The sequence below is a fragment of the Burkholderia pyrrocinia genome, from assembly GCF_018417535.1.
In the GTDB taxonomy this organism is placed as follows: Bacteria; Pseudomonadota; Gammaproteobacteria; order Burkholderiales; family Burkholderiaceae; genus Burkholderia; species Burkholderia pyrrocinia_E.
On record NZ_CP070977.1, the window covers coordinates 2902441 to 2929374 of the forward strand.

General features: G+C 61.7%; 26 protein-coding genes and 1 tRNA gene. 12 read left to right on the forward strand and 15 right to left on the reverse strand.

Annotation, left to right across the window (positions count from 1 at the left end; genetic code table 11):
* Positions 1–374 precede the first annotated feature (374 nt).
* The 6 genes from JYG32_RS13495 (at position 375) to JYG32_RS13520 (ending at position 6303) form a co-directional block, all read left to right on the forward strand.
* The gene (locus tag JYG32_RS13495) at positions 375–1334 is read left to right on the forward strand and encodes a site-specific integrase (RefSeq protein WP_249744542.1); all 960 of its coding nucleotides are present in this window, start codon (positions 375–377) and stop codon (positions 1332–1334) included.
* A gap of 357 nt (positions 1335–1691) precedes the next feature.
* Positions 1692–1904 carry a hypothetical protein gene (locus tag JYG32_RS13500; RefSeq protein ID WP_213263803.1) on the forward strand — a complete coding sequence of 71 codons (213 nt, stop codon included), beginning with the start codon at positions 1692–1694 and terminating at the stop codon, positions 1902–1904.
* 55 nt (positions 1905–1959) lie between these two features.
* Positions 1960–2184, forward strand: a complete 225-nt coding sequence (locus JYG32_RS13505) for a hypothetical protein (RefSeq protein WP_175794791.1) — start codon at positions 1960–1962, stop codon at positions 2182–2184.
* 3 nt (positions 2185–2187) lie between these two features.
* Entirely contained in the window at positions 2188–3687 is a 1500-nt protein-coding gene (locus JYG32_RS13510; RefSeq protein WP_213263804.1) for a hypothetical protein, read from the forward strand.
* Between the two features lie 10 nt (positions 3688–3697).
* The gene (locus JYG32_RS13515; RefSeq protein ID WP_213263805.1) at positions 3698–4015 is read left to right on the forward strand and encodes a hypothetical protein; all 318 of its coding nucleotides are present in this window, start codon (positions 3698–3700) and stop codon (positions 4013–4015) included.
* A complete protein-coding gene (locus JYG32_RS13520) occupies positions 4012–6303 on the forward strand; it encodes a DotA/TraY family protein (RefSeq protein ID WP_249744543.1) in 2292 nt (763 codons plus the stop codon). The genes JYG32_RS13515 and JYG32_RS13520 overlap by 4 nt, the downstream gene beginning before the upstream one ends.
* 35 nt (positions 6304–6338) lie before the next feature.
* Here JYG32_RS13520 and JYG32_RS13525 read toward each other — a convergent pair whose 3' ends face one another.
* The 4 genes from JYG32_RS13525 to JYG32_RS13540 all read right to left on the reverse strand — a co-directional run bounded on the left by JYG32_RS13525 (position 6339) and on the right by JYG32_RS13540 (position 11841).
* The gene (locus JYG32_RS13525) at positions 6339–6602 is read right to left on the reverse strand and encodes a hypothetical protein (protein ID WP_213263807.1); all 264 of its coding nucleotides are present in this window, start codon (positions 6600–6602) and stop codon (positions 6339–6341) included.
* Positions 6599–6838 (reverse strand): hypothetical protein, encoded by a 240-nt coding sequence (locus tag JYG32_RS13530; protein ID WP_213265451.1) that lies wholly within the window; start codon positions 6836–6838, stop codon positions 6599–6601. Before JYG32_RS13530 ends, JYG32_RS13525 begins: the two co-directional genes overlap by 4 nt.
* A gap of 616 nt (positions 6839–7454) precedes the next feature.
* Entirely contained in the window at positions 7455–10796 is a 3342-nt protein-coding gene (locus JYG32_RS13535) for a UvrD-helicase domain-containing protein (RefSeq protein ID WP_213263808.1), read from the reverse strand.
* A 4-nt stretch (positions 10797–10800) separates the two neighbouring features.
* The gene (locus tag JYG32_RS13540; RefSeq protein WP_213263809.1) at positions 10801–11841 is read right to left on the reverse strand and encodes a hypothetical protein; all 1041 of its coding nucleotides are present in this window, start codon (positions 11839–11841) and stop codon (positions 10801–10803) included.
* A 90-nt stretch (positions 11842–11931) separates the two neighbouring features.
* On the opposite strand from JYG32_RS13540, the gene JYG32_RS13545 reads away from it, so the two are divergent.
* Positions 11932–12966 carry a TauD/TfdA family dioxygenase gene (locus tag JYG32_RS13545; RefSeq protein ID WP_213263810.1) on the forward strand — a complete coding sequence of 345 codons (1035 nt, stop codon included), beginning with the start codon at positions 11932–11934 and terminating at the stop codon, positions 12964–12966.
* Between the two features lie 1173 nt (positions 12967–14139).
* On the opposite strand, the gene JYG32_RS13550 is transcribed toward JYG32_RS13545, so the two are convergent.
* From JYG32_RS13550 to JYG32_RS13580, 7 genes are all read right to left on the reverse strand, one after another.
* Complete coding sequence (locus JYG32_RS13550; RefSeq protein ID WP_249744544.1) at positions 14140–15177, reverse strand: replication initiator protein A; 1038 nt, start codon at positions 15175–15177, stop codon at positions 14140–14142.
* Positions 15174–15524, reverse strand: coding sequence for a DNA-binding protein (locus JYG32_RS13555; RefSeq protein ID WP_213263811.1), 351 nt, complete (start codon positions 15522–15524; stop codon positions 15174–15176). The genes JYG32_RS13550 and JYG32_RS13555 overlap by 4 nt, the downstream gene beginning before the upstream one ends.
* 477 nt (positions 15525–16001) lie before the next feature.
* Positions 16002–16077, reverse strand: a tRNA-Ala gene (locus JYG32_RS13560).
* Positions 16078–16143: 66 nt separating this feature from the next.
* On the reverse strand, positions 16144–16491 hold the full coding sequence (locus JYG32_RS13565) for a c-type cytochrome (RefSeq protein WP_407062124.1): 348 nt from the start codon (positions 16489–16491) through the stop codon (positions 16144–16146).
* Between the two features lie 11 nt (positions 16492–16502).
* Positions 16503–17303 carry a BON domain-containing protein gene (locus JYG32_RS13570; RefSeq protein ID WP_174383409.1) on the reverse strand — a complete coding sequence of 267 codons (801 nt, stop codon included), beginning with the start codon at positions 17301–17303 and terminating at the stop codon, positions 16503–16505.
* Positions 17304–17320: 17 nt separating this feature from the next.
* Positions 17321–17905 (reverse strand): SIS domain-containing protein, encoded by a 585-nt coding sequence (locus JYG32_RS13575; protein ID WP_174383410.1) that lies wholly within the window; start codon positions 17903–17905, stop codon positions 17321–17323.
* Positions 17906–18031: 126 nt separating this feature from the next.
* A complete protein-coding gene (locus JYG32_RS13580; RefSeq protein WP_174383415.1) occupies positions 18032–18460 on the reverse strand; it encodes a YraN family protein in 429 nt (142 codons plus the stop codon).
* A 46-nt stretch (positions 18461–18506) separates the two neighbouring features.
* On the opposite strand from JYG32_RS13580, the gene rsmI reads away from it, so the two are divergent.
* Entirely contained in the window at positions 18507–19385 is an 879-nt protein-coding gene (gene rsmI, locus JYG32_RS13585) for a 16S rRNA (cytidine(1402)-2'-O)-methyltransferase (RefSeq protein ID WP_213263812.1), read from the forward strand.
* Positions 19386–19463: 78 nt separating this feature from the next.
* On the opposite strand, the gene JYG32_RS13590 is transcribed toward rsmI, so the two are convergent.
* A complete protein-coding gene (locus tag JYG32_RS13590; RefSeq protein WP_174383412.1) occupies positions 19464–20075 on the reverse strand; it encodes a septal ring lytic transglycosylase RlpA family protein in 612 nt (203 codons plus the stop codon).
* Positions 20076–20728: 653 nt separating this feature from the next.
* Here JYG32_RS13590 and JYG32_RS13595 point away from each other — a divergent pair.
* From JYG32_RS13595 to JYG32_RS13605, 3 genes are all read left to right on the forward strand, one after another.
* A complete protein-coding gene (locus tag JYG32_RS13595; protein WP_174383413.1) occupies positions 20729–21373 on the forward strand; it encodes an MBL fold metallo-hydrolase in 645 nt (214 codons plus the stop codon).
* Positions 21370–22029: an exonuclease gene (locus JYG32_RS13600; RefSeq protein ID WP_213263813.1), complete on the forward strand. Its 660-nt coding sequence runs from the start codon at positions 21370–21372 to the stop codon at positions 22027–22029. The genes JYG32_RS13595 and JYG32_RS13600 overlap by 4 nt, the downstream gene beginning before the upstream one ends.
* A gap of 79 nt (positions 22030–22108) precedes the next feature.
* Complete coding sequence (locus JYG32_RS13605) at positions 22109–22579, forward strand: Lrp/AsnC family transcriptional regulator (protein ID WP_006477376.1); 471 nt, start codon at positions 22109–22111, stop codon at positions 22577–22579.
* Between the two features lie 42 nt (positions 22580–22621).
* Here the strand turns inward: JYG32_RS13605 and JYG32_RS13610 are convergent, their stop codons facing one another.
* From JYG32_RS13610 to JYG32_RS13620, 3 genes are all read right to left on the reverse strand, one after another.
* Positions 22622–23779, reverse strand: coding sequence for a cation diffusion facilitator family transporter (locus JYG32_RS13610; RefSeq protein WP_213263814.1), 1158 nt, complete (start codon positions 23777–23779; stop codon positions 22622–22624).
* Between the two features lie 240 nt (positions 23780–24019).
* Positions 24020–24313, reverse strand: a complete 294-nt coding sequence (locus tag JYG32_RS13615; RefSeq protein ID WP_006491875.1) for an H-NS family nucleoid-associated regulatory protein — start codon at positions 24311–24313, stop codon at positions 24020–24022.
* 355 nt (positions 24314–24668) lie between these two features.
* Positions 24669–25328 (reverse strand): HugZ family protein, encoded by a 660-nt coding sequence (locus tag JYG32_RS13620; protein ID WP_213263815.1) that lies wholly within the window; start codon positions 25326–25328, stop codon positions 24669–24671.
* Between the two features lie 317 nt (positions 25329–25645).
* Between JYG32_RS13620 and JYG32_RS13625 the strand changes: the two genes are divergently transcribed.
* Positions 25646–26863, forward strand: a complete 1218-nt coding sequence (locus JYG32_RS13625; protein ID WP_174383761.1) for an MFS transporter — start codon at positions 25646–25648, stop codon at positions 26861–26863.
* Positions 26864–26934: the final 71 nt, after the last annotated feature.

A 26934-nucleotide genomic window follows, 5' to 3' on the forward strand; every position in this document is an offset into this window, starting at 1 on the left:
CAATTTTGACGCACGTAAGGCTCAGCGCTTACCCTTCGCGCCGCCCAAAATCGACACGGTAACCACCATAAGCCGGCGACCGTCATACCGCGCGAGCCCTATCAACGAAGGGATTCCAGCCAACACGGTATCTGATGCTCTCTCGACACCTGATGGTTCGTTACAGCTCACTACAAGTGAAGCTGTAACGCGGCTATATGAAATATAGCCGCTACGTGATACCTCACCGTGTAACGAATCCCGAAACACGCAGAATACGATTGAGTGGAACGCAAAATCCATTCGAAAGCTGATAGTCTTGAAACCGCAACTTCTCGACCACGCCAAGCAGATCACCCACCAATTGCCCCCAAAAGGGAAGCCGGATCGACATCATGAAGGACCCACGTCAAACGGCCAGAAGCCAAACCCGGACGAAGCCGACCATCGCTGCCTACCTGTCGCGCGCCCATGGCCTCTTGTGTCGGATCGCGGAAGAATTGGAGTTACCTGAGGATGCCTATCCGGCACCAAGCGATGTCGTTGCCTACATGAAGCGGCGCGCCAAAGACTGGAAGTGGGCAACTTTTCGGCAGTACCAAGCCAGCCTTGTTTGCCGATACGAGATCGAATTCGAGCGAAACCGAGATCCGCTGTTCAAGCAGACGGCAGAGGAGATCCGCAGCCTTCCGTCTGCCGATTGTCGGTCGAACCGCGAACCCGGTCACACGTCGTCGCGCAAACGAAAAGGCATTCCCAGGCGCGACTACGATCTGCTGGTAGCAAACCTCGCCAGTCCGGCCCGCGCTAGCGATTATTCGAAACGCGCCGCACTGTGGCTAATGGCTGGACTTGCGACGGGGTTGCGTCCGTGCGAATGGGAAAACGCACGGCTGTCTGAAGACAGCAGGGCTCTCAACGTACTAAACGCGAAAGCTACCAACGGCCGGGCGACGGGTATAAGCAGAGTGGTCCCCGTTGGCGCCGACGACTTGCCAGTGGTCCGCGCTCACCTCGAGTCACTCCGAGAGCTTCTCGCTCGCGGGCTTGAGTTCTCCGTGATTCAGAGGGGATGCACACAAGCAATTCGCAGAACGTGCGCCGCTCTGTGGCCTGGCGACGACAAGCGAACGTACGCGCTCTATTCCGCTCGTCATCAATTTTCGGCGAACGCGAAGGCCATCGCGTCTGCCGAGGAGGTTGCAGCTCTCCTCGGCCACCGCTCGACCCGCACTGCGCGCCGACACTATGCACCGCGCCGCAGCGCCTGGTCTGAATTCCGGCAAATGCAAACCGCAAAACCGACTGCGCCAATGCAAGCGCCGGTCCGGCGATCAATGCCCCAGAACGGATAGTTGACGAAGCGCACTCGCTGCGCGTTCGTCAATTCCCATTTCACTGATATCAAGCATTTTGGCTGCGCGCAGACGTCAGCCAACTTTGCCTCGCCCTAAGTTTTACGGTGACTGCCAGGAAGCTTCTCGTCGGTCGACCTTATATCTAACGACACATGCGCTTCGGCAATTTCGCAACGAATATAAAAAAACTTTGCCGACATTGAACTATAGCGCAACCCGCCTATTGCTCGATTATCTGCAAGGGTGATAATTGATTATCTTTAATTAGAAAACCATAACAGAAAGCGGTGCGACGGTCGGCTGGAACCGGCCGTCTCACCTAACCACCACGTCACCTGTACGAGAGGCTACGCAATGGCTAATAAGCATTTTAGCAGTCACCCCCTTTCCTCCATTCCGAGCGACAGCGAATTATCAATAGCGTTCGAGTTGAACGATCCGTTCCATATGCCGCTCGATCAGCTCGAAAGCCTCATCGAGAGCACAGAGCCTGGCACGGAAATGCGTGGGTATTTGTTTGGCCTGTATGACCTGCGCTGTGCTGTCGTCTACGCACGAGGGCACTGACATGCACAACGCAAAACGTCACTTCACCGGATCAGAGATGCTACGGGAGGCATGCATGAAAGCCGCCGCGGCGCTGCTCGCAGTGTCGCCGCTGGCAGTCGCCCAGACCTCGTTGCCCGACCCGCTCGGCGTCGAGCCGCCCGGCACGTCCCCGGACATCGTGGCGATCTGGGAGGACTACTACAACCAGCAAACCATGGAGGTGCAGGTGGTGAACGGCATCTGCGTGGAAATTCCTATGACGCGGCGGCAATGGCTGACGCTGCATCGTGCGAGGTAACCAATGAGCTTTAACCACATGCTGGATGTAACCGCACGATTTGGCCCCGACACGCACCAAACTTACCATGCACCGGAGAAAGGCCTGCTCACCAAGATGCTGATCGGCTCTCCTGCTCGGCAGCGCGGTTTCTATGATCTGATGTCGCTCGGCATTGCAGCGAGCATAGCAATCGCGTTCGCGACCGTTGGCCTGTGGCAGAAGCGTGAAGAGATGCTGTCACAGCAAATGGCCGCACAAGGCAATCTACTTGCCGACATCGGCAACAGCATCAACGGCAAATACCTGTCCATCTACTACTCGAATCTGGTCAATGGCACAGCCATTCCAGGCGTTGCGAACGAGTACGCGCCGACGATGGCAGAGCTCGAGGCAATCGATGTCGTCCCCGCCGGCTATTCAACGACAAGCGTGTATGGGGCACCGTACGTCATATCCGTTGCGAAAACGCCCGTCGGGTGCGTCGCCCCCCGTTGTGACATCGCAGGTATGGTGTATATCGACGGCGCCATTACTGACCCGTCGACCGGCCGCCCATTGACTCTCGATGACGGAGCGGCCGCGATCGGAGGTGATGGGGGTTATTCCGATATCGTGACGCCCGACATCATAGCGGGCCCAGATGGCGGCTGGTCACTGCCAAATCCGAAAGGCAACGTCGCAGGTGTGCTTGCGATGCGTGTCGGTTACGGGTCGAGCGGATGGTCGGCGTTTGTTCGTCGCGATGGCTCGCTTCCGATGGAAGGCGACCTGAACTTCAAAGGCACGACCGGAACGCTGCACAACATCACCAACGGGAACTCGATTACGTCCCAGAGCCTGCAGACTCTCGCGGACGGTGCATTCGGTGCGCCGTCCGTGTCGTTGGCCAATGGCAAAGTGATCGCCTTCAACCAAGTTCCGGAGGGCGGAGTGCTCGGCCTCGTAGGTGCCAATGACCAAGCTGTTTATTTGCAGAGTTCGAACGGCAGATTCCGTCTAGTAAACGGCGCGTGGAACGGAGAACTGTTTTCCGTTGATCAGGCAGGCAACGTGATTGCCAACGGGAACGTACAGATCAACGGCAACACCACGATGGGCGCCAACACCCAAATCTATAACCCCGGCACTCAGTACATTGAGACAGGCGGCGGCAACCTTTACCTGAAGCCATGGAACAGCTCGGGAGCGACAATTGTCGGCGGCGGTGGCGGAAGCGGCCAACTGATCACGACGGGGCGGTTTACCTCGAACGAATATATCCAGCCGAACGGATGGGCGGCACCGGGCGGAGCCTGCTCTCCCAACGGGTTGATAGCCAATTCTGGAACTGGCCCACTGTTTTGCCAATCCGGTGTCTGGATAACGGCGGGCGACGGCGTGGCCTGGAGATGCGTTCAATACGATTCGTTCTGGGCCTCAGGCATCTTACAAAACCACTACTTCAACGTTTTCAACTCCCCTTCCGATGTTTCGGGCGGCAGCGAGGGCAATGGGTGGGTCACCGTTTGCCGACAAAGCTAGAAGCGACGCCATGAAACGCAACCTCCGTCGTTTGACACATGTGATCGCGGCCATTCCCCGTGTGATCCGCCGTCGCCGGGCACGGGGCCGCCTGACCCGCGAGCAATTCAAAGACGCATGCCTGATCGTCCAGATCTGCGTGCTCGTGCATTGCTTCGCGCTCGCCTCTTTATGGTGGGCGCGCAGCCACGACGGTGAGGCCGGAAGCTGGATGAATTGGGTCGGTGTCGCAATGGCCATCGCGTGGATCGTCTTTTTCTGGGGGTTCTTCTTGAAACAGGCATACACAACGGCCGAGAACGCAGTCAAGCAAGAGATCCAACGATGAGCACTACATCGCAGAAAATGTTGAACGGTCGCCGCTTGGCTCAGAGCGGAACGTGCTGCGGCGACGCCAGTTCGCGGAGCCGAAGCAAGCAAACCGCCATCGCGCTGGCGATCTTGCTTGCATCAGCAACGTCGTTTGCGCAGTCGACCGTGTCCATGGGCGACATTCAAAACGCGGCGAACCGCGGCGGCGACAAGTCCATGTCGTTGCTGGAACTGGTCTACGGGTCCGTGGTACACAACCCGCTCGCAGCCGGCGGTGGATCGGGCGGCATGATCGCGCAACTGTTCCTGGTAGTGAACGCGTGCATGCTCGCTGTCGGTGCGATATGGGCCATGTATCACTTTGGCTCTGCAATGATCGCAACCGGGCAGGATGGCGAGTTCATGGGACAGAAAAAGTCCTCGCCGTGGTTCATCATACGCATGAGTGTCGGCTTTGCCGGTCTCGTTCCGGTCTTCGGCGGTTACTGTGGCGCGCAGATGGCGATGCTCTGGGGAACGATGCTCGGCGTGGGAATTGCGAACCTGTCGCTCGACGCTGCGGTGTCCGTGCTCAACAGCGGCGGATCGATGATCGCGACGCCAGCCTCGCCGCAGGCGACCACACTCGCGAAGGCTCTCTTTGAAGCGAACCTCTGCGCGCAAGCGGCTAACACGGCGATAGCCAACATGCCGAACGAAAGCGGCGTGTCTGTCGATGCAGGCGAAAATTTCAACGCGATCACGACGAGCAACAAGGTCGTGCTCATGAACCAGCGAGGACTTTCGTGCGGCGGAGCGGAGATCAACATTACGCAACCGCCGACACTACCGTCGTATGACGGTATGGCCGTCTATTCGCTCGACCCCGGATCGATCTACTCGCAGATGCTTGGCGCGCACCAGAGCGCGCTGACCACGCTTCAGTCCACGTTGTCGTCCGCTGCGCAGGCTTACGTGTCGTCCGTGAATGGGCAGGCTCAGCCGGCAGATCCTCAGAACACGATTAATCGGGCCGCGCTCCAGTACGAGAAGACCGTTTCAGATGCGATCTCGAATTCCTCGAACGCGATCAACGGATTGGCAAGCGTAATACAGTCGAACCTGCAACGCGACGGCTGGATCATGATGGGGGCGTGGTATCAAACTTTTGCTCAGGCGAACTCGCAGGTAACGAGCCTCGCCAACGCGACGGCCGCCGCGGTACCAGGTACCGATCCCGACTACATGCCCTACCCGCAGCTATACCGAAGAGTAAGTGCGGCGTATTTGCAGCAAAACCAGCAGGACGCGTCGGTGTCCACTGCACAAAATGCCAGCGGTATGTTCGGAAGCGGCGTTAGCGGCCTGACGGATGCGAAGAGCATTCTTGGGAAGATCTTCAACGGCCAGGGCTTAATGAAATGGGCGGTCAGCCTCAACTCCGGCCAAGGCCCTGGAGGCACGACTAATCCACTGATCGGCATGAAGAATCTGGGCGACTATATCCTTGACGCCGGTTGGGTCGGTCTCGCCGGGTATGCAGCGTTGGAAGGGATAGCTGAGGCGAAGGAGACCACCGCAGGCAAGATCGCGTCGGCCGCTGCTGATGTCGCCACCTTGGGCATGTCCGATGTCATTGCAGGTGCAGCGAAAGGGATTCTAAAAGCGCTCGCGCCGTTCGTGGTTATCACGATCATCTCGCTATTCTTCTTCGGCGCGATGCTGTCGATCTACATCCCGATGCTTCCGTTCATCATTTGGTTCAGCGGCGTCGTGTCCTGGTACGCCGTCATCGGGGAGTCGATGGTCGCTTCGCCGTTATGGGCGATGACACACCTTGATGGCGAAGGCGAAGGGTTGGGACAAAGACCTACACATGGCTACATCTTTCTGCTGAACGTCATGTTCCGACCAGTCTTCATGGAAATCGGCTTCGTCCTAGCGGGCGCGGGTATTGTCGTGCTCGGGACGCTGCTCAACTCGATGTTCGGCGTTGCCATGCAGAACGCTCAATACGACTCCACGACAGGCCTCGTGAGCATCATTGGCTACATCGTTCTCTACGTCGGTATGTGCCAAACGCTATGTAACAACACGTTCAGCTTGATACACATCGTGCCTGACCAGGTGTTCTCATGGGTAGGCGGTCAGATGGCGTCGCGCATGCCGGAATTAGAGGATCGTGTGAATCGCCTGTTCGGTGCGGGTATCGGGCATGGCGGCAACATCGGTCGGAGCCAAGTTCCTTCTGTACTCGGGCGTGGGGATGGAGACCCGCCGAGGTCTATCGGTCCATCAGGGGGTGTAGGCCGAGACTTGGGCTGATTGAGAGCCAGTTTGAAAGCGCTTTTTCGTATGCGCTACGCGGCACGACGATTGCCGGAGATCACAGCATCGAACTGCTCATCAAACAGCCGTTGTCGGTTATGTTGAGTAGTCAAAAAATGGGAGGGGTCAGCCTTTGCCAGTTCACGAATTGCGATTTCCTTGAGCACTTTGTGACCGGCAAGGTTGGCCTGGGCAACCAAAAGTTGCTGTTCAAGTTTCTTCGCATACGACTTCCAGTCTGCCGCATTCCGCTCAGCCGTAAACGCTCTGCCAAGCGCGGCCCCGTTGTCGCTCATTCTCCGCCCTCCTTTGGATTTGCTTCGCGCTTCAATATATCGATAACGCATCGTCCCTCGCAAGAGCTGTTTTTGTGCGATGCGTCTGCACCCACAATACGACCCGCGTCTCGATTGGCGTATACGGGCTGGATACCTTTCATTTCCAGTTCGCGCACGGCCTTGGCGATAGCAGCGTTCGCGCGCGCAAGGAACTCGGGGCTCGTCATAAAACGGCCTAACTTGTCAGCTGACATCGCGCGTTCTCCTTTGCTGTGAGCATACGCCCACTGGCGGCCCCTCGAAAGGGCACTTTCGCCGCATGGATCACACAAGCGCGACCAAATAACCCCGCCTAGCAAGCCGCCGTACCGTGCGCTCGACACGGCCGGCCTAACACGGTTTGCCGCAGTGGTCCAATTCACGACTACGTACAACGTCATTTCTATGACGATCAAGCTATGAAATCTGACATAAGCGCTGTTATGTCACTGTTGAAATGCGGGCTTGCCGCCAAACCCTTTCCAACCGTGAAACATTTCCCCTCAAAACAGCCCAGAGCGTTGCGGTGCAAGGGGCCAGTTAAGTCTCTTAATCTTCCGTGAAACACTCGACGACTGAATGCCGTCTCTTTTTTCAGCCCGGCCGCCGAGGTTATTTGGTCGCGCCTCGACTTGGAACCCACCGTCACCAGCACATGGGATTCGCGGCTAACTGCTTAGACGCGGTGGCAGGTCGAGCGTGAAGAGCCTTTAGTCGGTCCATCCGTTGAAGCTGGTCGTAAGGTAAGTGCGCTCAGTCATGGCACTGCGGCGTCTGCCGCCGTGTGAGAGGCGTCGGGGCGAACGACCGGTGGACCTCTCCTCAGCATTGCTACAAGCTTGGTGCCGATGGGCAGATGGTCATGTAGGAGCAGCGGCCGCAGTGCCTACCCTTCGTAGGTCGGTTGTCGCCCGCGAGCATTCGGACCGCCGCCTTGAACGACTTGGTTGCCTCGAGGCGCTTGCCGCCTGGCACGTCGTCGACTTTGTCGGAGAGGACGTGGTTGAGAGTTAGCTTCTTCGTTCCAGGGAGGTCGAGACCGGGAACCATAGGCTTCAACACCGTCGAAATATCCGACACCCTACGGCGGGCGAAGCGCATCATCGCGAACTCAGTGGAGTACGGCCCTTTGATGACGAAGCCCCATGGCATCTGGACGGTTACTCCACCGACGAGGGAGGTGGGTTCAGCAAATCGGCCGCCTTCTTTAAGAATCAATCGCATGAGGTCAAGGCCTCGCGAGAACGCGAAGTTCGCATCTCGCCATAGAGATGGGTCCTCAAGGTCGGATGGAAGTTTTTGCTCCGTCCATGCCGAAAGCAGGTGCGCATCCGGCGCACCCGGCACGCCCGAGGCCACCGCCTTCAAAGCGCTCATGACTGCCCAACGCGCTCGCAGAGAAATGTCGATATCTGCTTCGCTCCTGAGCTCTACGACCTGAGAGTACCAGTACTGAAGGGAACACATCACATAGGTGTCGAAATGCTCAAAGTTCACGACGCTCGGCGGCGTAAATGCCCGGTGTGGTGCCGCGGCAGCCACCCTAATGGCCGAGCCGCTATAGCGAACAGGGGTGAACTTGCGAGGAAAGTGCTGGAGCTGCGGAGCGAGCGTGTCGTCACCGAACTCGTTCTCCTGATAGATATGGAGGTGGCGCTTGGCACGTGAGACCGCGACGTACAGCAGATTGTTTCGCTCGACCGCCGCTTCAACGTCGTATTCGGCCTGGCTGCTACCAAGAACTTCCGGAGGCACGATGTCCAACACGTTCTCGGGTGGCACCCACGTGGGCATCTGCGCGCCATAGCTTCCTGCATTGACATAGGCCACGTGAACCGCTTCGAACTCAAGCCCCTTGCTTCCGTGCACAGTCAGCAGTCGCACGCCATCGAGAGCACCGGCTTCGGGGGGCAGCTCGCGGTCGACGTAACTTTCACCGATGCGCTGTCGCAAGCGCTGACGCATCAGGAAGCGCGAGAGGCGTGCCTCCTTCATTTCGCCATCTCCGTTGCGAACAGCATACGCAAATTGCCATAGTGCGATCCGCTGCACCCACGCACTGACGGATTGGTCTGCGTGAGGCGGCAGACCGAAGTGATGCTCCAGCAGGATGTCGCAAACGAAGGCCCAGGGGTTGGAACTATGGCGATGGCCACGCAGCAATTGGCTCAGCTTTGCAATGACAGCCATGCCCGGAGCGGAAAGGCCTGTCGGCGGGTCCTCCAGCCACCGGCCTCGCTGGTACACCATGTCAGCATTAGCCGCCTCCAGCAGTCGGTGGATGTCGGCCACGGGCATTGCCAATCCGGCAACATCCACGAGGCCCAATAGTGCTCGCGGTTGTCTCTCCACGAGCAGCTGCATCAGGCAGAGTAGCCGCTTGATCTCTGGTCGCTGCGCCAATTCGCCGATGTAGATTACCGGAATCCCTCGGGAGGCGAGTACTTCAGCAGCCTGCTGAACATCGCTGCCGTTTCGGCACAATACTGCCTGGCGACCGAAGGGAACTGCAGCCCTTTGTAGAGCCACCACGTTATCGACAACCGCACTTAGGACTTCCTCCCGCTTGGCGCAAGTGATGACCTTGGGCATTTCCCCACAAGCGCCCTTTGCCGCCGACATCGGGTCGAGCGGCATGCTGGTCTCAAGCTTGTGCTGACGCCCAACCTCCTGCACCAGATCGAGAATTTCGCGGGCACTGCGACGGTTGGTATCAAGGGGATAGCGCTGGATCTTTGTGCCGCCAGCGTGCGCCTTGAACTCTGCGTCGAACTTCAACAAGCTCTTAAGCGAGGCGCCGCGCCAGTGATGGATGGCTTGCCGAACGTCGCCAACAACCCAGATTGACTTCGCTTTCTGCGCCAACTGGCGCAGCAGCTCGACCATTGCGTGTGTAACGTCCTGGTACTCGTCGACGAGGATGTACTGAAACCTGTCGGCGAGCTCGGTGAATGGCGTTCGGTCTGCCTTAAGAGCTAGAGCCGGCTTTGCAATGAGGTCGACGAAGTCGACCGTCCGGCCCTGCGCCAGCAGCCCTTCATGCGCTTCAAAGAGCGTCGCCACATCTTCCCGACGGCGCTGAAGTTCTGCGTCTTCCGCTGGATTCTCGGTGATGTACTCGCGGTACTCTTCAGGAGAAACGAGTTCCTCTTTGAGGCGCTTGATTCCCTCGATGACTGTGCTGAGCCAATCATATGGGTCTTCCACCCTCAGGTAGTAGCTCAAGCTCAACTGCGGCAGCCCCGCCACGAGCATCGTCATCGACGTGAGACGGTCAGCGACGTGCAGGTCGGGTTCCAGCCTGAACCGTTGATGGAATTTGCGCAGGAACTCGAGCCCAAATGCGTGGAAAGTACCTGCCCAAATGTCAGCTGCTCGGTCAATGCCGGCGCCGCGCAAACGCTCGACAAGTTCAAATGCAGCCTTGTTCGTGAACGTCAGAACGAGGATTTGGCTTGGGTCCACCTTCTTCTCTTCAACGAGATACTTGACCCGGTGGATGAGCGTCGACGTCTTGCCTGTTCCAGGCCCGGCAACGACGTTTGCTGCACGCTCTTCGGCTCGTGCAGCAGCGAGCTGGTCGGGACTCGGGGGATTCAGCGCACTTGCAGCGGATTCGGCATCCGGCAGAAGCAGCGCGTCAAGCATCTGCTGGCGAGCGAACTCCAGTGGAATGCCAAGGTCCCTGGCGACACTGCTTGGGCCCACACCACTAAGCGCAAGTTTGCGCGCCAAGTCCCGAGGCAACAACAGCTCTCTAGCGTATACGTTGGCTTGAAGTTCCTGTCGCTCTCTGGCTCCATAGGCCTCCACCTTCATGACGGCGGGCGAACCATCACTCCCAAATAGAGTCTTCAGGTGAGCAACCGTTATCGGTGCTTTGGTTGCATCAAGAAACCAGTGGCCGAGCTCATGGGCAACGAGTCCGCAGAATACATCGCTCCACAACGGGACTTCGTTGCTGACATAGATGAACAACTGCTCGCGCTGCAGTACTGCGCTTCCCTCGCCAAGGTCAGGATATGACGGTTCGACGGGTTCGATGGCTAGGCCGAGCTCGTCCTCGATAGCTCCGAGAAGGTCCTTTGCCGGAATAGCAGTGTCAGCCTGTCCAGGGGCAAGCCTTTCTCTTGTGGCTCTGGCTTCGTTCCGTGCACGCTGAAATGGGTTCATGGCTCTATTCGTCGAGCTGAAGAAGTTCCTTCGCTTGGTCCGCTGGCAAGTTCAACGACTTGACAGCATCCTCCCAAGACGTCGCAGAAGGAGAGACTTGAGGCTTTCCATTCTCTGCCTTGAACGCTGGAACAGTGCGATTCTCAAAGGAGCGCTTGAAGAACTCTGTCAAAGCAAGCTCTGTCGCATCGAAGACCTCACTGAGACGCCTCAGCACCTTCTTTGGTGCACGGATGGAACCTGCGAGCACTCCCGAGAGCAGAGCTGCCTGAGCTCCGAGACCGACCTGTGGAGCAAGTTTGCGAACAGCCGCACCGCGAAATGCTGCGACCTTCTGCTCGAGCTCAACTAGCTGAGTCTGCAGAACAAGTCCATGTGCCAAGCACATCACTCCAAACTCGGATGCTGACCTTCGGTACTCCTTTGCACTAGAACGAAGACGTACTGCCAAGGGTCGATCGAGCCTAAGCATTACCTGCTCAGTGTCTGCGGGAAACCATTTGCCAACGTCGGAAGCAAACTTGGAGAGCAGTCCCGCCGACCCTTCCGAGAACGACCTATCGTCGAAGTCGTCATACCCCACCGCTACCAATTGACGAGCAACACCCGCAAAGCTTGTTCCTTGCTGTTCCGCAAGGCCGTTCAACGCCTTCTTCAATGTCACGGGCAGTGTGACCCCGATGGTGAACTGGCGATCCTTTGACTGAAATCGCTCGGCGCTCTCGCTTTCCAACGACAATGTACTTCCCATCGAAGGTGCAATAGGCAAGGCATGCTTGTCCGCATCCTTTGGCCAATCGTGAAATGGCATCCGGGTCATCAAAACATCAGAAAGCTCTATAAGGACAGCGTGGATAGCTTCCCTTGCAGTAGGCGCTGTCTTTGTTCGCTTGCCTAAGGTGGGGAGTTCAAATGAGCAGCGCACTCCGCCCCCAACTGGATACTCTAGTTGGGTACTCTTCAAGGCGGCAAGGTAAAGGTTTGGCAGTTGGGCCAGCAGTGCTCGTCCCTCTGCAAGGCCTACAGGGTCATGAGCGGGATTCATTAACGCCCTCCATGGCATAGCAGGCGAACGTTCGCCCCTTGACATCAGTTTATGCGCGTATCAATAATATATCAACCTCAGGAGGAGCCTATGACGGAGACGGACCTCGCCACGGCCGTCAGGGCGGCTGTGGACCACTGGATGCAGACGACCGCACTGGCCCAACGGCACGCCGAGATGGCAAATCCGGCTGCCCTGAGTGCGACACTGGGCGCTGCCGTGGAACGCAATTTGATGCTCGGCGGCCATACGCCGGCCGCCGCTCGAGGATTCGTGAGTCTGGCCGCGCATTGCCATCTGCAGAACGTCTTCGACCCTGTCGAGCTGATCGACACGCCCCAAGGGTTCTTTCCCGTTCCCGATACGGGTGCCACGATGGCGGGCAGGGCGGCAGTGCTCGCCGTGCATGGCGCGCTGAATCTGGAAACGATCTCCTACGCCACCGAGAACGACGGCAACCTGTTCGTGAACCTTGTGGCGATGCCAGGGGACGGTGCCTTCGCCGAGAAATCGAGGAAGAGTATGCGCGGCCATACGGATGGCGTGAGCTTCCCGTTCAATGGTGAAGATGACGCCGAAGATGTGCGCATCGCCCCTTCGCCTGACCTTGTGACTCTCGTGGGGCTGCGTAACCCTATGAACGTTCCGACGAATCTGATGCCGCTGGCTGACGTGCTTGCTACCATGCTGCCCGACGACATCGATGAGCTCAAGAAGCCGCAATACTCGATTCGCTCCCAGAAGACTTTCGTTCAGGGCATGAAGCGCATCTTGGGAAAGGAGCTTGTTGTCGTCGACGAGCCCGTTTTGAAGGACGTTGTCGGTGGCACCTACGTGCGCTATAGCCATAGCGCCGTCGTTCCGTCCGAAATGGGCGGGCCGGCAGAACAAGCTGCCAACAATCTCGAGGCGGTTTGCAACCGGGTTGCCGTGCCGGTCGTGGTGCAGCCGGGCGACATCCTCATAATCAACAACCGGTTGAGCCTGCACGGCCGGGGAGAAGTCGGAGAGGACGTCGGAGGCCAGTCACGATGGCTTCTGCGTGCATACGCCCTCGATACCTCGAACCTTGCGACCTACAAGCGTCATCTTGGTGATCGCCCCCCGCATGTTCTGTACCCTTAGCACCACCAGCAGATGGGCCCCTTCAACCGGACTTGATAACGGCCTTCCAGGCGCAGTCGCTAGGATGGCCAACGTCCGTTAGGCCCGCCGAAAGGCGGCAATGCCGTGGCCGGCCGCGCACGATCGGAATCGCTTCGTAGCTGACCTTTAGCTTGACTGCTCGAAGGACCACAATGGTTCTCTAGATGCTGCCGCTGACGTCGTGTCAATTCGCGCCGACCGTTCTGGGTCGAAATAAGTTCACCGACCGAAGTACGGTTAGCGTGCCCGATTTTTTTGCAATGCAATAGAGAACGCCCGCATCAACCAGTCAATACGAATACTGGACACATCCCTCGATGGATGCCACGCTCGTTCATAAGCCTGTTGACGATTTATCGCTCTCCCTCGCTCCCTTCTACAAGCCCTCTTGGGCCTTCGCGCCCCACCGCGGCTTACAGCCGCGCGCACACGCGCCCCGGTTGAGCGCTGGCCACGGCGCAGACGTGGCCAGCGTGATTTATCCGGGTCTTAGCGCCCGTCAGGGTGGCCCGCTTGCGGGCCAGGTCAGGATGGCCGCTTGCGGCGGTCCTGAGCCGCTTAGACGGCTGCTGCTATGACGGTTACCTACAGCCCGCCTGGCGCAGCCGGGCCTGTAACGATCCTCGCGCCGAGGGCGCGCACGACTTGCAGGGTAAGGCCGAAGGCCAAGGGGCGCCGCGCCTTGGAGGAGAGGGGGCGAAGTCCTTTGAGATGTGTCGCGTTAAAGGCGTTAAAAGAAAAAGCGTTAAGACGCGCACGCGTGTTAAGGGTGTGGAAAGCCGTCGCAAGCCGATGATTTAAAATAGATATTCCGGACCTCACATCGGCGAAAGACGAATTTGAGGTCCGGCGATAGACGAGTCAGAGTCACGGCGATAGACGACAAATGCGACGGCGATAGACGACGATGACGGAAAATCTGTGGACAAGTGGCCAAGGTTACGGCGATAGACGAGTAGTTTTCAGCCGTCAGGCTGACTGCAGTTCGGTCGCGTTCCGGCCCCAGTGTGCTCAAGACCCGCTTCCGGCGCGGCTTTTCGCGCAAAACGACCATCGGCGAAAGACGAGTAAAGTCACCGCGATAGACGAATCGACCGATTGAGGCGCGCAATCGGTTTTGTCGGCGATAGACGACTTGCGGCGACAGGCAAGTCATCGGGTGACAGGCTTGGACAACAGCATCGGCTGCTGGAGTAGGTCCGAAAGCCAGCTCAGTTTACCGGCGCGGTTGGCTTCTGTTACGAGACGCTTACTGTCGCGGGTTAGGTAGACAAGCTGATTGGGTTTGGTCGATTCGTCCAGGGCCAGCCGGTAGTCCGGCAGTCGGTTGAGCTTGATAATGTCCTTCAGCTCTTGGCGAAAATGGCTCGCACTCTGCGAGCTGCCAGCCTTCTCTTTGAGCAACGGCAAACCGATGGAGAACCAGGGCTGATAACCACAGTGCTTGCGGCCCAGCTCGTACAGACGGCGCTCAAGCGCTTGGCCAAGCGAAAAGTAGTCTGGGTGCAGCGTCAGGATGTCGGAGGCAAGGGCGGCCCTGTAGAGCCAGTTGGCGATCGTCAGCTCTAGTTCCAACGCGCCCTTACCATTCTTGGTGTACTGCACCACCTTATAGTCTTCGATCAGACCGAACCCTTCGACTTGCTCGCGCTCGTTAGTTTTGACGTTGGTCTCAATCGTGGTGCCCTTAAGGCGGCGGCACGTATCGAGCACGCGCATGTAGGACGCACCACCCGTGCTTCGCCGCGTGCCGATCAGGAACGGATGCACTGCGATCTTGAGACGGGGGCTCACCTTGATGCCGGCGCCGTGGGCTTTGACGATCTGGCTGATGCAGTACAGCAAGATGTCCTTGTCGAACAACGTAGCGGCCCCGAGGGCAGAGGGGATCACCTTCACCGTCTTCCCGCCTCGAGAATAAACACGGATGCGGGTGTCTTTGTTCTTGCTCAATGAGAAGATGGGGTATTCCATCGAAGACAAGTCACCCTTTACCGACCAGTCATGTGCAACGACAAGCACCTCGAACACATCCATATGCGCCGGGGAAATGCCCTGCTCGTCATGGGTCGGCTCTTTCGGGCGACATGCGGTCGACGACACGAAATACGAGGACGAACTCATGTCCGACCGCGCATCCTCGACACCCTCGGCAATTGGCGGCAAGTTCTGCTCAACTAGGGAGTTCATCTGCCCTCCCGCATTGCCGCCAGACGTTCAAGCTGTTCGCGTTTCGTCGGCCGCCCGCTTCGACGTGATTGCCGGGACTCGGCTACCCCCTCGGCCTTTTGCACCGCTTTGCGGGACCTGAGCTTAACAACGGTGGCAGCCACTGCTGGTTGGACGTGCCGATCAATCCAGTCGAAGACGTCCTGCTTGCGCCAGAACAACTTCCGTTGGCCGGGCAATCGAACGATCGGCGGCAAGCGATCGAAACGCTTCCCTGCAATGTCTGCGTAGACTGTCGCGGGCTTTCTATGAAGAAGAAGACATAGCTGACCGAGCGTCAGCAACTCGACGGGATAATCTTTTGGCATGGGCGAACTCCGGCGACCCACAAGCAATATGTGCATGTGAGCTACCGAACGTGCGCACCAGCCGATGGCCCAGACGCCGCAGCGTTGTACCAAGAGGCGGGCCGAATGGCCCTCAGTGGCTCCTTCGCCATGCCCTGCTGCGCTCTGTCTTGCGCTGCGCCGACGCCGTTCGTATTCGGTCGGTTGGCATGTCGTTAACCGCGCGCGGAGGGTGCTTATCCACACGGGCCTTGATCGGCTCGTCCGATCAAGTCAAAGGTCAATCGAGTTGGATTGTCTATGGTCTGCTTAAATCAGTCAACAGAGGACACGCGTGCGGACGGAACTGTAGTGGCCGCATCGGCCGATCCGACACGGGTCTCACGCGGGACAAATCTGGGACACTAATAGACTGGAAAGGACCGAAAAAGACTGGGACTGATATAGAAGAAAAACAAGAAAAAACCGGCCTAAGCGGCCGGTTTTAAAGGAAATTCTTGGTGGAGCGGAGGAGGATCGAACTCCCGACCTTCGCATTGCGAACGCGACGCTCTCCCAGCTGAGCTACCGCCCCATCAGTCGATCATCATACACACGCATTTCCGCGCTTGGCAATAGGGGTTACGTCACCCCGAACGCGTCACTTTGACGGCGCGCCGGCCAGCACCCATTCGACCACCGAACGGACGTCGGCGTCGTTCATGCGCGGGTGCGCAGGCATCGGAATTGCACCCCAGACACCGGAGCCGCCTTCCTTCACTTTCTTCGACAGCTTCGCCACGGCCTGCGGATCGGACTTGTAGCGGGTGGCGATATCCTTGAACGACGGGCCGACGAGCTTGCGGTCGACCGCGTGGCAGCCCATGCACGCATTGCCGCGCGCCACTTTCAGGCCGTCGCCGACGTCCGCGTGCGCGGCGCCCAGCGTGCCGGCCACGAGCGCCGCGGCCGCGGCACCCTGCACCATCCACTGTTTCATCTGCTTCATCCGCGCGATCTTCATTGCGACGGCGCCTTCGGGTTGCCCGGATGCACGCTCGACGAATTCGAGATCGGTGCGGGCGGCTGCAGCGGCGTGGACTGCACCGACGCGTCGGGCACCGCACCGACCGTCGCGGCGTCCGCGGGCGCGGCGGCAGCCTGCGTGCCGGACGCACCGCTCGCGGGCGACGCGGCCTGCAGCGCCTGCGCATCCTGCGGCTTCACGTACTGGAACACCTTCACGACCTTCTCGACGCCCGGCACCTGGCTCGCGGCTTCGGCGCCGCGATTGCCTTCGTCGACCGTCACGAGGCCCATCAGGTAAAGGTTGCCACGCTCGCTGACAACCTTGTAGTAGTTCGCCGAAATGCCCTTCGTCGCGATCAGCTCGGACTTCACGCGCCCTTCGAGGTATGAGTCGTTCGCGCGCGACGATAACGACGCCGCCGGCTCGACCGACAGTTCGTTGACGATGCCGTTCACGTTGTTGATGCCGCGCACGATTTCCTCGGCGCGCTGCTTCGACGCATCGTTCGGCACTTCACCCGTCAGCAGCACGCGGCGGTTGAACACCGTCACGTTCACGTGCGACTGGTCGGGCAGCCCGTTGTTGATCTGCGAAAGCGCCTTGACCTGGATCTCGCGATCTTCCGTCTGCGCGCCGAGCGTACGGCGATCGGTCGCGATCAACGCGCCGCCGCCGGCCGCTGCGCCCACGATCCCGAGCACACAACCCTGCAGCGACACGGCGAGGCCCGCCGTCAGCGCGGCGAGCAACGTGGTTCTGACGAGCGTCTGTTTGACGCGGCTTTGATTCATCGACGGCTCTCCTTCGTTCAATCCTCACCCAGCAGCATCGCGTCGATGCCGTCGCACAGGCAGTGGATGGTCAGCAGATGGACTTCGTGGATGCGCGCCGCACGAACGGCGGGCACACTGATCGGAATATCGGTGTCGGACAGCGCGGCCGCGACCGTGTGGCCGTTGCCGCCCGTCAGCGCGACGACGGTCATCTCGCGCTCGTGCGCTTCGTCGATGGCCGCCAGCACACGCGGCGACGCGCCGGTCGGGTCGAGCAGCAGCAGGATGTCGCCGGTCTGGCCGAGCACGCGCACCTGTTGCGCGAACAGTTGCTCGGCGGCCGCCGCGCCCGCGAGGCCGGCCTGCGACGCATCGGTGGACAGCGCGATCGCGGGCAGGCCCGGACGCTCGCGCTCGAAGCCGCCGACGAGCGACACCGCGAGATAGTGCGCGGCGGCCGCCGACGGGCCGTCACCGCACGCGACGATCTTGTTGCCGTTCGCCAGCGCGGCGAACATCGCGTCGACCGCGGCTGCGATCGGCAACGACAGCGCGTCGGCCGCTTCGGCGTGAAGCGCGGCGCTGTCGCGAAATTGTTGCTGAATACGTTCGACTGACATCGATTCCTGGTGAACTGGGCGCGTGGCACGCATCGCGCGACATCGTGGGTGCGGCGAGTTTACCGTACTCCGGCGCCCTCTCCGGGGGTCCGGCAAGAACTCTTTACATCTCGTCACAGCTCGCGGCTACGCATCGTCGGTACGAAATGCGTCGCGCAGCCACACGAGCCGCCCGGCCTCGAACGCGACGACGTCGAAACGGCACGCGGCACCGGCACCGTGCCGCGCCCAGAACTGGAGCGCCGCCGCGACCAGACGCCGACGCTTGCGCCAGCCGACGCTCGCGGCCGCGCCGCCATGGCGGACGCTGCGGCGCGCGCGCACTTCGACGAACACGAGCACGCCGTCAGGCTCGCGCATCACGAGATCGAGCTCGCCGCCGCGCATCGTCACGTTCGCCGCGACGAACACGAGACCGCGGCGTTCGAGAAACTGCCGCGCACGCTGCTCGAATGCCGCGCCGACCGGTTTGGATCGCGCCGCACCGGAAAAGTTGTCGCCCGCGCGCGGCAAACCGCGCCCGCCATCCGGCCGCACCGGCGCCGCGTGGCACAATGCCGTCCTTGTTCCGCTTGCGCCGCGATTGCGCGCATTGCCTGCCATGACTGCCCTCCTCGAACTCGCGCATACGCAGCACTACCCGAGCGCCACGCTCTACGTGGTCGCCACGCCGATCGGCAACACCGCCGACATCACGCTGCGCGCGCTGCACGTGCTCGGCCTCGCCGACCGCATCGCGGCCGAAGACACCCGCAACACGGGCCAGCTCCTCGCCCGCTACGGGATATCGAAGCCGCTCGTCGCCGTGCACGAGCACAACGAACGCGAAGCCGCGCAGCGCGTGATCGAACTGCTGCGCGCCGGCGAACGCGTGGCCTACGTATCGGACGCCGGCACGCCCGGCATCTCCGACCCCGGCGCACGACTCGTCGACGCGGTGCGCGACGCGGGCTTCACGGTGATCCCGCTGCCGGGCGCGAGCGCGGCCGTGACCGCGCTGAGCGTGGCCGGCGACTGGGCCGGCGCATTCACGTTCGCGGGCTTCCTGCCGCCGAAGGCCAAACAGCGCGCGACCGCGCTGCAGGCGCTGGTGTCGCACCCGTATGCACTGGTGTTCTACGAAGCGCCGCACCGGATCGCCGAATGCGTCGCCGCGCTCGCCGACGCATTCGGCCCCGCGCGCCGGCTGCTGATCGCGCGCGAGCTCACCAAGCTACACGAGCAGTTGTTCCAGGGCACCCTGGCCGAAGGACAGACCTGGCTCGCCGGCGACGCGAACCGGCAGCGCGGCGAATTCGTGCTGGTCGTCGAAGGCGCGCCGGCGACGAGCGGCGAACCCGACGACACCGCGCACGACGCGCTGCTCAGGCTGCTGCTGGAAGAAGTGCCGGTGAAGAGCGCGGCCAAACTCGCGGCCGCGCTGACGGGCGCGTCGCGCAACTCGCTGTATGCGCGTGCGCTCGTGCTGAAGGAAGGCTGACGCGCGGCGGCACCGCGCGGAAACGACAAAGGGCTGCCGGAAGGCAGCCCTTTGTGCATGTGCGGACGATCCGCCGCGTTACTTCGTCGAAACCGACGCGAGCATTTCGTCGCGTGCGTCGCGCGCTTCCTGCGGCGACAGCCCTTCGATCTTCACGCGGCCCGTGCCGGCGTGCACGAGGCCGATCACTTTGGCGGCCGCATACGACAGGTCGAGCACACGGCCGCGCTTGAACGGCCCGCGATCGTTGACCTTCACGACGACCCACTTGCCGGTCGACGCGTTCGTCACCTTGATGTACGACGACAACGGCAGCGTGCGGTGCGCGGCGGTGAGCGCGTTCATGTTGAAACGCTCGCCGTTCGCGGTGCGGCGGCCGTGGAAATCCCTCCCGTACCACGACGCCCGGCCGGTCTGGCGGAAGTCGGACACGTCCTTGCCGTCGATCGGCTCAGCCTCCGCCAGCGACGACTTCTTCGCGTCCTTGGCGTCGGCAGCCGGCATCGATGCCAGCGCGGAATCGAAATTCAGTTGCTGCTTGTCGTTGTCCGCCTTCGCGGCAGCGGCCGTCTTGTCGACCGCGTTCTTCTGGTTCGCGCTTCCGGTGGTCTGGCTGGGTGGCACCGCGCAGCCCGTCAACGCAAAAAATAATGCAATGGTCCCGAATCGACTCGGAAATCGTACGTTCATCGACGTGTCGCCTTCTGGTTCGGGCCGCTTCTTCAACGCGCTGCTTCGCAACGCAGACACGCGGCCCGGACGGCAAATGCGTGCACGCCCCGCTCGGATGCGAGCAGGCGGCTAGCATGGGCGCGGCTTTCGTCTTGCCGCAACCGTCCTGATTAGCTTTCACGTCTGGCGCAACCTGTCCCCAACAGCCTGACCAGACCCCACATGCCGCCATCGAACATGGCTTCACGTTCGCGCGCGTCGATACGACCAACGCACAGGAACGGCGGCACAGGCCTCATCCGGCGGCGCGGCAGCAGGGCCGCAGGCGGGCGCGCAGCACCCGGCCGGACAAGACGTGAGCACCGAATGCTCGGTGCTGGATACACCGCCGGACTCCCCGGCGGCTGATGCTTGACGGCGAATTCGACGCCCATTTAACGGGGCCGAAACACCAGCGAATTGCGCGAAACTCACGCTCAATGGGGCGCATTATACATAAATCAAAACACCATCTCGAAAAGCGGCCCGGCCGGACCATTGATTCTCTCTATGGCGGTAACAATCGACATGCCCCGGGATTGCCCGTAGACGCGCGTCGCGCGGTGCGCCACTCGGGCGGCAGGCAGCGCGCGCGACCGGTACAATCGCTCCTTTTAGCCGCCGGTGCCTCCATGAAAGTCACGCTCATTCCGGTCACGCCGTTCCAGCAGAACTGCTCGCTGCTCGTCTGCGAGAAGACGGGCCGCGCCGCCGTCGTCGATCCGGGCGGCGACCTCGACCGGATCGAACAGGAAGTCGCGCGGCAGAACGTGCAGGTCGAGAAGGTGCTGCTCACGCACGGGCACATCGATCACTGCGCGGGCGCGAAGACGCTCGCGACGCACTACGGCGTGCCGATCGAGGGGCCGCAGGAAGAGGAGCGCTTCTGGATCGAGAAGCTGCCGATGCAGAGCGAGCGCTTCGGCTTCCCGGCCGCCGAAACCTTCGAGCCCGACCACTGGCTGAACGACGGCGACACCGTGCAGTTCGGCGACGAGACGCTCGAGGTCTATCACTGCCCGGGCCACACGCCGGGCCACGTCGTGTTCTTCAGCCGCGCGCATCGCGTCGCGATCGTCGGCGACGTGCTGTTCGCCGGCTCCATCGGCCGTACCGATTTCCCGCGCGGCAATCATGAGGATCTCGTGCGTTCGATCAAGGAAAAGCTGTGGCCGCTCGGCGACGACGTCACGTTCGTGCCGGGCCACGGCCCGGTGTCGACGTTCGGCGACGAGCGCCGCACGAACCCGTTCGTGTCCGACAAGGTGTACGGATGAACCAGACCGCGATCCAGGAAATCTACGTCAGCACCGACGTCGAGGCCGACGGCCCGATTCCCGGCCCGCACTCGATGCTGAGCTTCGCATCGGCCGCCTATACCGAGGACAAGCAGTTGATCGCGACGTTCTCGGCGAACCTCGAGACGCTGCCCGGCGCGCAGGCGCATCCGGTGCAGGAAGCGTGGTGGAAGACGGAGCCCGACGCATGGGCCGCGTGCCGGCGCGACCTGCTGGCGCCCGAGGCGGCGCTGGTCGCGTACGTCGACTGGGTCGAGGCGCTGCCCGGCAAGCCCGTGTTCGTCGCGATGCCGGCCGGTTTCGACTTCACGTTCATGTTCTGGTACATGATGCGCTTCGCGGGACGCTGCCCGTTCTCGTGGTCGGCGCTCGACATCAAGACGCTCGCGTTCGCGATGACGGGGCTGCCGTACCGCAAGGCGATCAAGCCGCGCTTTCCGAAGCACTGGTTCGACGACCATCCGCACACGCACGTCGCGCTCGACGACGCGATCGAGCAGGGCGCGCTGTTCTGCAACATGCTCGCCGACCTGCGCCGGCAGCAGGCCGCGCTCGCGGGCCTCGCCGTGTCGGACACCGATCGGTCGGAAAACGCGGGGGCGGGACAAAACCCCACGGATCCACGAGCAAATTAGCGAATCTCGCTCAACAGCGCCACGCCAGATTGCCTTTCCTTTCCCGGCCCTCTAACATTCAGCGTGTTGTAGCTGCCGCATGGAGGCGCAGGTGACGCTCGATTCCTTTTCGCAAAAAATCCTTCGCCTGTTGCAGCTCGACGCGCGCCGCTCCGTGCAGGAAATCTCCGACCAGGTCGGCCTGTCGAGCACGCCGTGCTGGCGCCGCATCAAGGACATGGAACAGTCGGGCGTGATCCAGCGCTACACGGCGCTGCTCGATCGCGAGAAACTCGGCCTGCACGTCTGCGCGCTCGCGCACGTGCACCTGACCCGCCACAACGAAGGCGGCGTCGAGCAGTTCGAGCGCGAAATCGCGACCTGCCCGGAAGTCACCGAGTGCTACAGCACGACCGGCGAAGCCGATTACATCCTCAAGATCGTCGCGCCCGACATCAAGGCCTACGACGTGTTCCTGCACGAACGCATCTTCAAGATCCCGGCCGTGTCGCAGGTGCGCACGAGCGTCGTGCTGCGCGAAATCAAGTTCGACACGCAACTGCCGCTGTAACGCGCGGGCCCGCACGGTCCGCCCGCATTCGCGGGCGTCACGTCACGCCTGCACGGGCATCGCGCGCGTGAAGCCGATCCGGCGCGCGCCGAACTCGCGCTTGAGCGCGTCGACGTCGAGCCGGCCGGCCAGCGCCGCATCGGTGTCGCCCGGCTCGCTGGCGAGCGTCACGTCGATCTCGAGCCCCGTACTCAGGTAATGCAGGTTGATCGCCTCCGCACGCAGCCGGCGCTGCGCGAGCGCGGCCTCGAGCCGTGCCGCGATCTCGCCGCGCGGCGGCAGCGCGAGCGCCGGACGGCGCGCCGCGTCGTTCTCGGGGTCGACGTGGATCAGCGCATCGAGCACGCGCGAGTCGGTCAGCACGCGTGCGCGCGCGGTCTCGGCGATGTAATGCCCTTCGGAGACGGAGATCTTCGGATCGACGAGGATGTGCGCGTCAACGAGCGCGGCATCGCCCATCTTGCGCGTGCGCAAGTCGTGCACGTCGCGCACGCCGGGCGTCGCCGCGAGCAGCGCGCGAATCTCGGCCGTGTCGGTCGTGTCGAGCGCGCGGTCGGAGAGGTCCTGCAGCGCGTCATAGCCGAACGTCCAGCCCATCCGCGCGACCATGAAGCCGACGATCGCCGCCGCGATCGGGTCGAGCAGCCGCACGCCGGCCAGGCTGCCGACGATGCCGATTGCGACGACGAGCGACGACGCGGCGTCCGAGCGCGCATGCCATGCATTCGCGACGAGCATCGCCGAGCGCACGCGCCGCGCCTCGCGCAGCATGTAGCGAAACAGCGCTTCTTTCGACACGAGCACCGTCAGCGCGACGATCAGCGCGGAAAAATGGACGGCCGGGATGTTTTCGAGATTAACGAGACGATCACCGGCGCGCCAGAGCATGCCGATTCCGACCGCAATCAGGATCGCGCCGAGAAACAGCGACGCGACCGTCTCGTAGCGGCTGTGTCCGTAATTGTGGTCGGCATCCGGCGATGCGCCGCTATGCCGATTCGCAACCAGCACGACGAAATCCGAGATCAAATCGGAAATCGAATGCACACCGTCGGCAATCAATGCCTGCGAATGCGCAATCGTACCGACGACGATCTGAAATGTCGCAAGCACGACATTCAGCACAATACTGACGAACGTGCTCTTGCGCGCAACCGCGTGCTTTTCTGCGCTTTGCGCGTCGCTGGAAAACGTGGACATGAAATATGAGATATCGGTGTGCGGTACGCAATTCTATCAAAGGCGCCTCGCGCCCCCCGCCAATACCCACAAATTTCTTATTTAAATCAACCGCTTATACGAACGTGTCGCATTTTCATTCACACGGAATTATTACGTTTCCATGACACTTTCCGCGTACCGGCCGGGCGTCCGGAAACAAAAAAGCCGCGCTCCTGAACGGACACGCGGCTCTTTTGAGCAGACAATTTAAACAAACGTTTAAATTGCGAACTGTTCGCGGTTCTTGCCTGCGATCCAGCGCGGCGGCTTGCCGCGGCCCGACCACGTCGCGCCCGTTTCCGGATCGCGGTATTTCGCGGCCACGCCTGCGCGCGGACGGCCAACCTTACCTGCCTTCGCGCGGCTGAGACCGAGTTCGGCGAGCGAAAAGCCGTAGTCGGCAATTTTCTGCTTCACGTCATTCAGCACTTCAGCGTATTCACGCGACTTCGCTTCTTCGATTTGCTTCTCCAGCTTCTCCCGCTGGGCCAGCAGGTCCTTGTAAGAAGACATAGTTTCCCTTTCTATCTGACTAATGGCGCCGGTCTACAGCCAGCTCACCATTCATGAAATATATGTGCCTCGGATTTTCGAAGGCAGAGATTAGCACAAAAAAGATTTGATAGAAGCGAGATTCATGGAAATCCCGAGACCAATTGTAATTGGCACATGTCATTTTGACCGGCCGCGGCCTTTTCTCAAATTTTTACGTTCCTCCACAGAGATTAGGACATTAGCGATTGCCTATTAGGTCTATCAACATACGCAATTACCCTGCATATGAAAAATCAAAGCTTTCATAGGACGACAGGTTTGCGAAAATCGGATGGCGCAGCTTGCCGAACGGACAAACCTGCTACCCGCGACGTCACGCCACATCCCGCGCACATGCGAGCAGCCGCTCGCGCAACGCGCCGGCATCGGCCGGCGGCGCGTCGAACGGCGTGCGCACGCGGCGGCCGTCGCATCGCCAGTCGGCGCCGTGGCGATCGACGCCGAGCAAGTCGAGCCCGTCGCGGCGCGCATCGCCGGCATCGTATGCGTCCCACAGCGCCTGTTCCTGGTCGAACCCGAGCGGCGGCAGCGCATCGAGATGCGTGCCGTCGACCCAGCCCATGCGCCCGAAGCCGCCGATATAGCGCAGCCGCTCGATATCGAGCGCCCAGAACGTGAAATCGCCGAGCGCGAGATAGCGCGCGGCATCCGGCTCGTAGCGCCGGTATCGCGCGGTGACGTGCGGATCGTCGCCGAGCGGCACGAACCGGCCGAGCAGCGTCGCGCGTTCGGCGTTCAGCACGTCGCCGTCGGGCGCGTCGACGACGAGGAAACCCGCGCGCGGATCGGCGGCGAGATTGCGCGTGTGCTCGGCGAGGTCGCTTACGAGGATCACGGGCCGATGGTTTGCATCGGGTGCAAACGGGACGACCGTCGGATACGGGAAGCCCTGCGGATCGCGCGCATGGGTGGCAAGCGTGCCGAGCGCGCAGCGGTGCAGCAGATGCAGGGCGAAGGCGGGATCGATGTTCAAGAGGACTCCTGCGGTCGAAAGGCGGCGCGACGGGCACGCCGCGTGCGCTTCGATGTTACCCGCGGGCGCTGCGTGCGGCGTATCGGTCGAACGGCCGATGCGGCACCAGGCACCGGACGGGCGGTGCGCTGCCGCGACGTGGCCGGATCGCAGGATCGCAGGATCATCGGATCGCCCGTTCGCCCGTTCGCCCGTTCGCCCGTTCGCCGGATCATCGCCCGAACGGGCAGCACCCGGCAGGATCGTAAGCGGTTCGATAGAATCGGACGATTCCGACGGACGCCGCGTGCGTCCGCGCATTTCTTGACGAGCCTTCCGTGTCCGAATCCTCCTCCCCCGAATCGTCGTCCCCGTTCGCCGCGCCGCCCGACGCGCATCGCGTGCTGTCGCTCCCGGCCCGCCAGCGTGCGCGCACGGCGTCAATGGCGCTGTTCTTCGTCGCCGGCATGATGTACGCGTCGTGGGGCGTGCACGTGCCGACCGTGCGCGACAAGTTCGCGCTGAGCCCCGGGCTGCTGTCGATCGCGCTGTTCGCGGTCGCCGGCGGCTCGATCGCCGCGATGCTGACCATCGCACGCTGGATCGCGCGCGTCGGTTCGCGCACCGCATGCGTCGCGGGCGGGCTCGTGATGTCCGCGTGCGCGGCGCTGATCCTCGTCGTGCCCGACTACTGGATGCTGCTCGGCGTCCTCGCGCTGTTCGGCTTCTCGATGGCGACGCTCGACGTCGCGATGAACGCCGAGGCCAGCGCGGTCGAGATCGCGCTCGGCAAACCGATCATGTCGTCGCTGCACGGGATGTTCAGCATCGGCGGGATGTCGGGCGCGGCGGCCGGCGGCGCGCTGCTGTCGGCCGGCATGGCGCCGGCCGTGCATCTCGCGCTCGCGGCGGCGGTGAGCGCCGCTGTGCTCGTGGCCGCGAGCCCGGCCGTGCTGCCGCATGTGCCGCACCACGAACACGCGCACGGCGGCGGCAACCGCTGGCGCTCGCCCGCGCTGTGGATGCTCGGCGGCATCGCGCTCGTCGCGCTGATCGCCGAAGGCGCGATGTACGACTGGGCGACGGTCTACATGCGCGACGTCGTCGCGGCGAGCCCCGCGCTCGCGAGCGCCGCGTATGCGGCGTTCTCGGGCGGGATGGCCATCGCACGCTTCGCGGGCGACGCCGTGCGTGCCCGCTTCGGCGCGCCGCAGCTCGTGTTCGCGAGTGCGTCGCTCGCGTGTGCGGGAATGATCGGCGCGCTGCTGCTGCCTTATTCGGCCGCCGTGCTGACCGGTTTCACGCTGATGGGCCTCGGCCTCGCGAACATGATGCCCGTGCTGTTCGCAGCCGCCGCGCGCGTGAAAGGCATCCACGCGGCTGAAGGGCTCGCGCATGTGGCCGGGCTTGCGTATTTCGGACTGCTGTTCGGTCCGGTCGTGATCGGCGCGGTCGCGCAGGCCGCGAACCTGACGATCGGACTGTCGGTCGTCGCACTGTGCGCGGCGCTCGTCGCGGCGATCGCGCCGAGGGTGCTCGCGCACCTGAAGATCTGACGGCACGGCGCACGCCGCCCAAAAAGAAAGCGCGCATGCGTTGCCGCATGCGCGCTTTCGCCCCTTCTGTT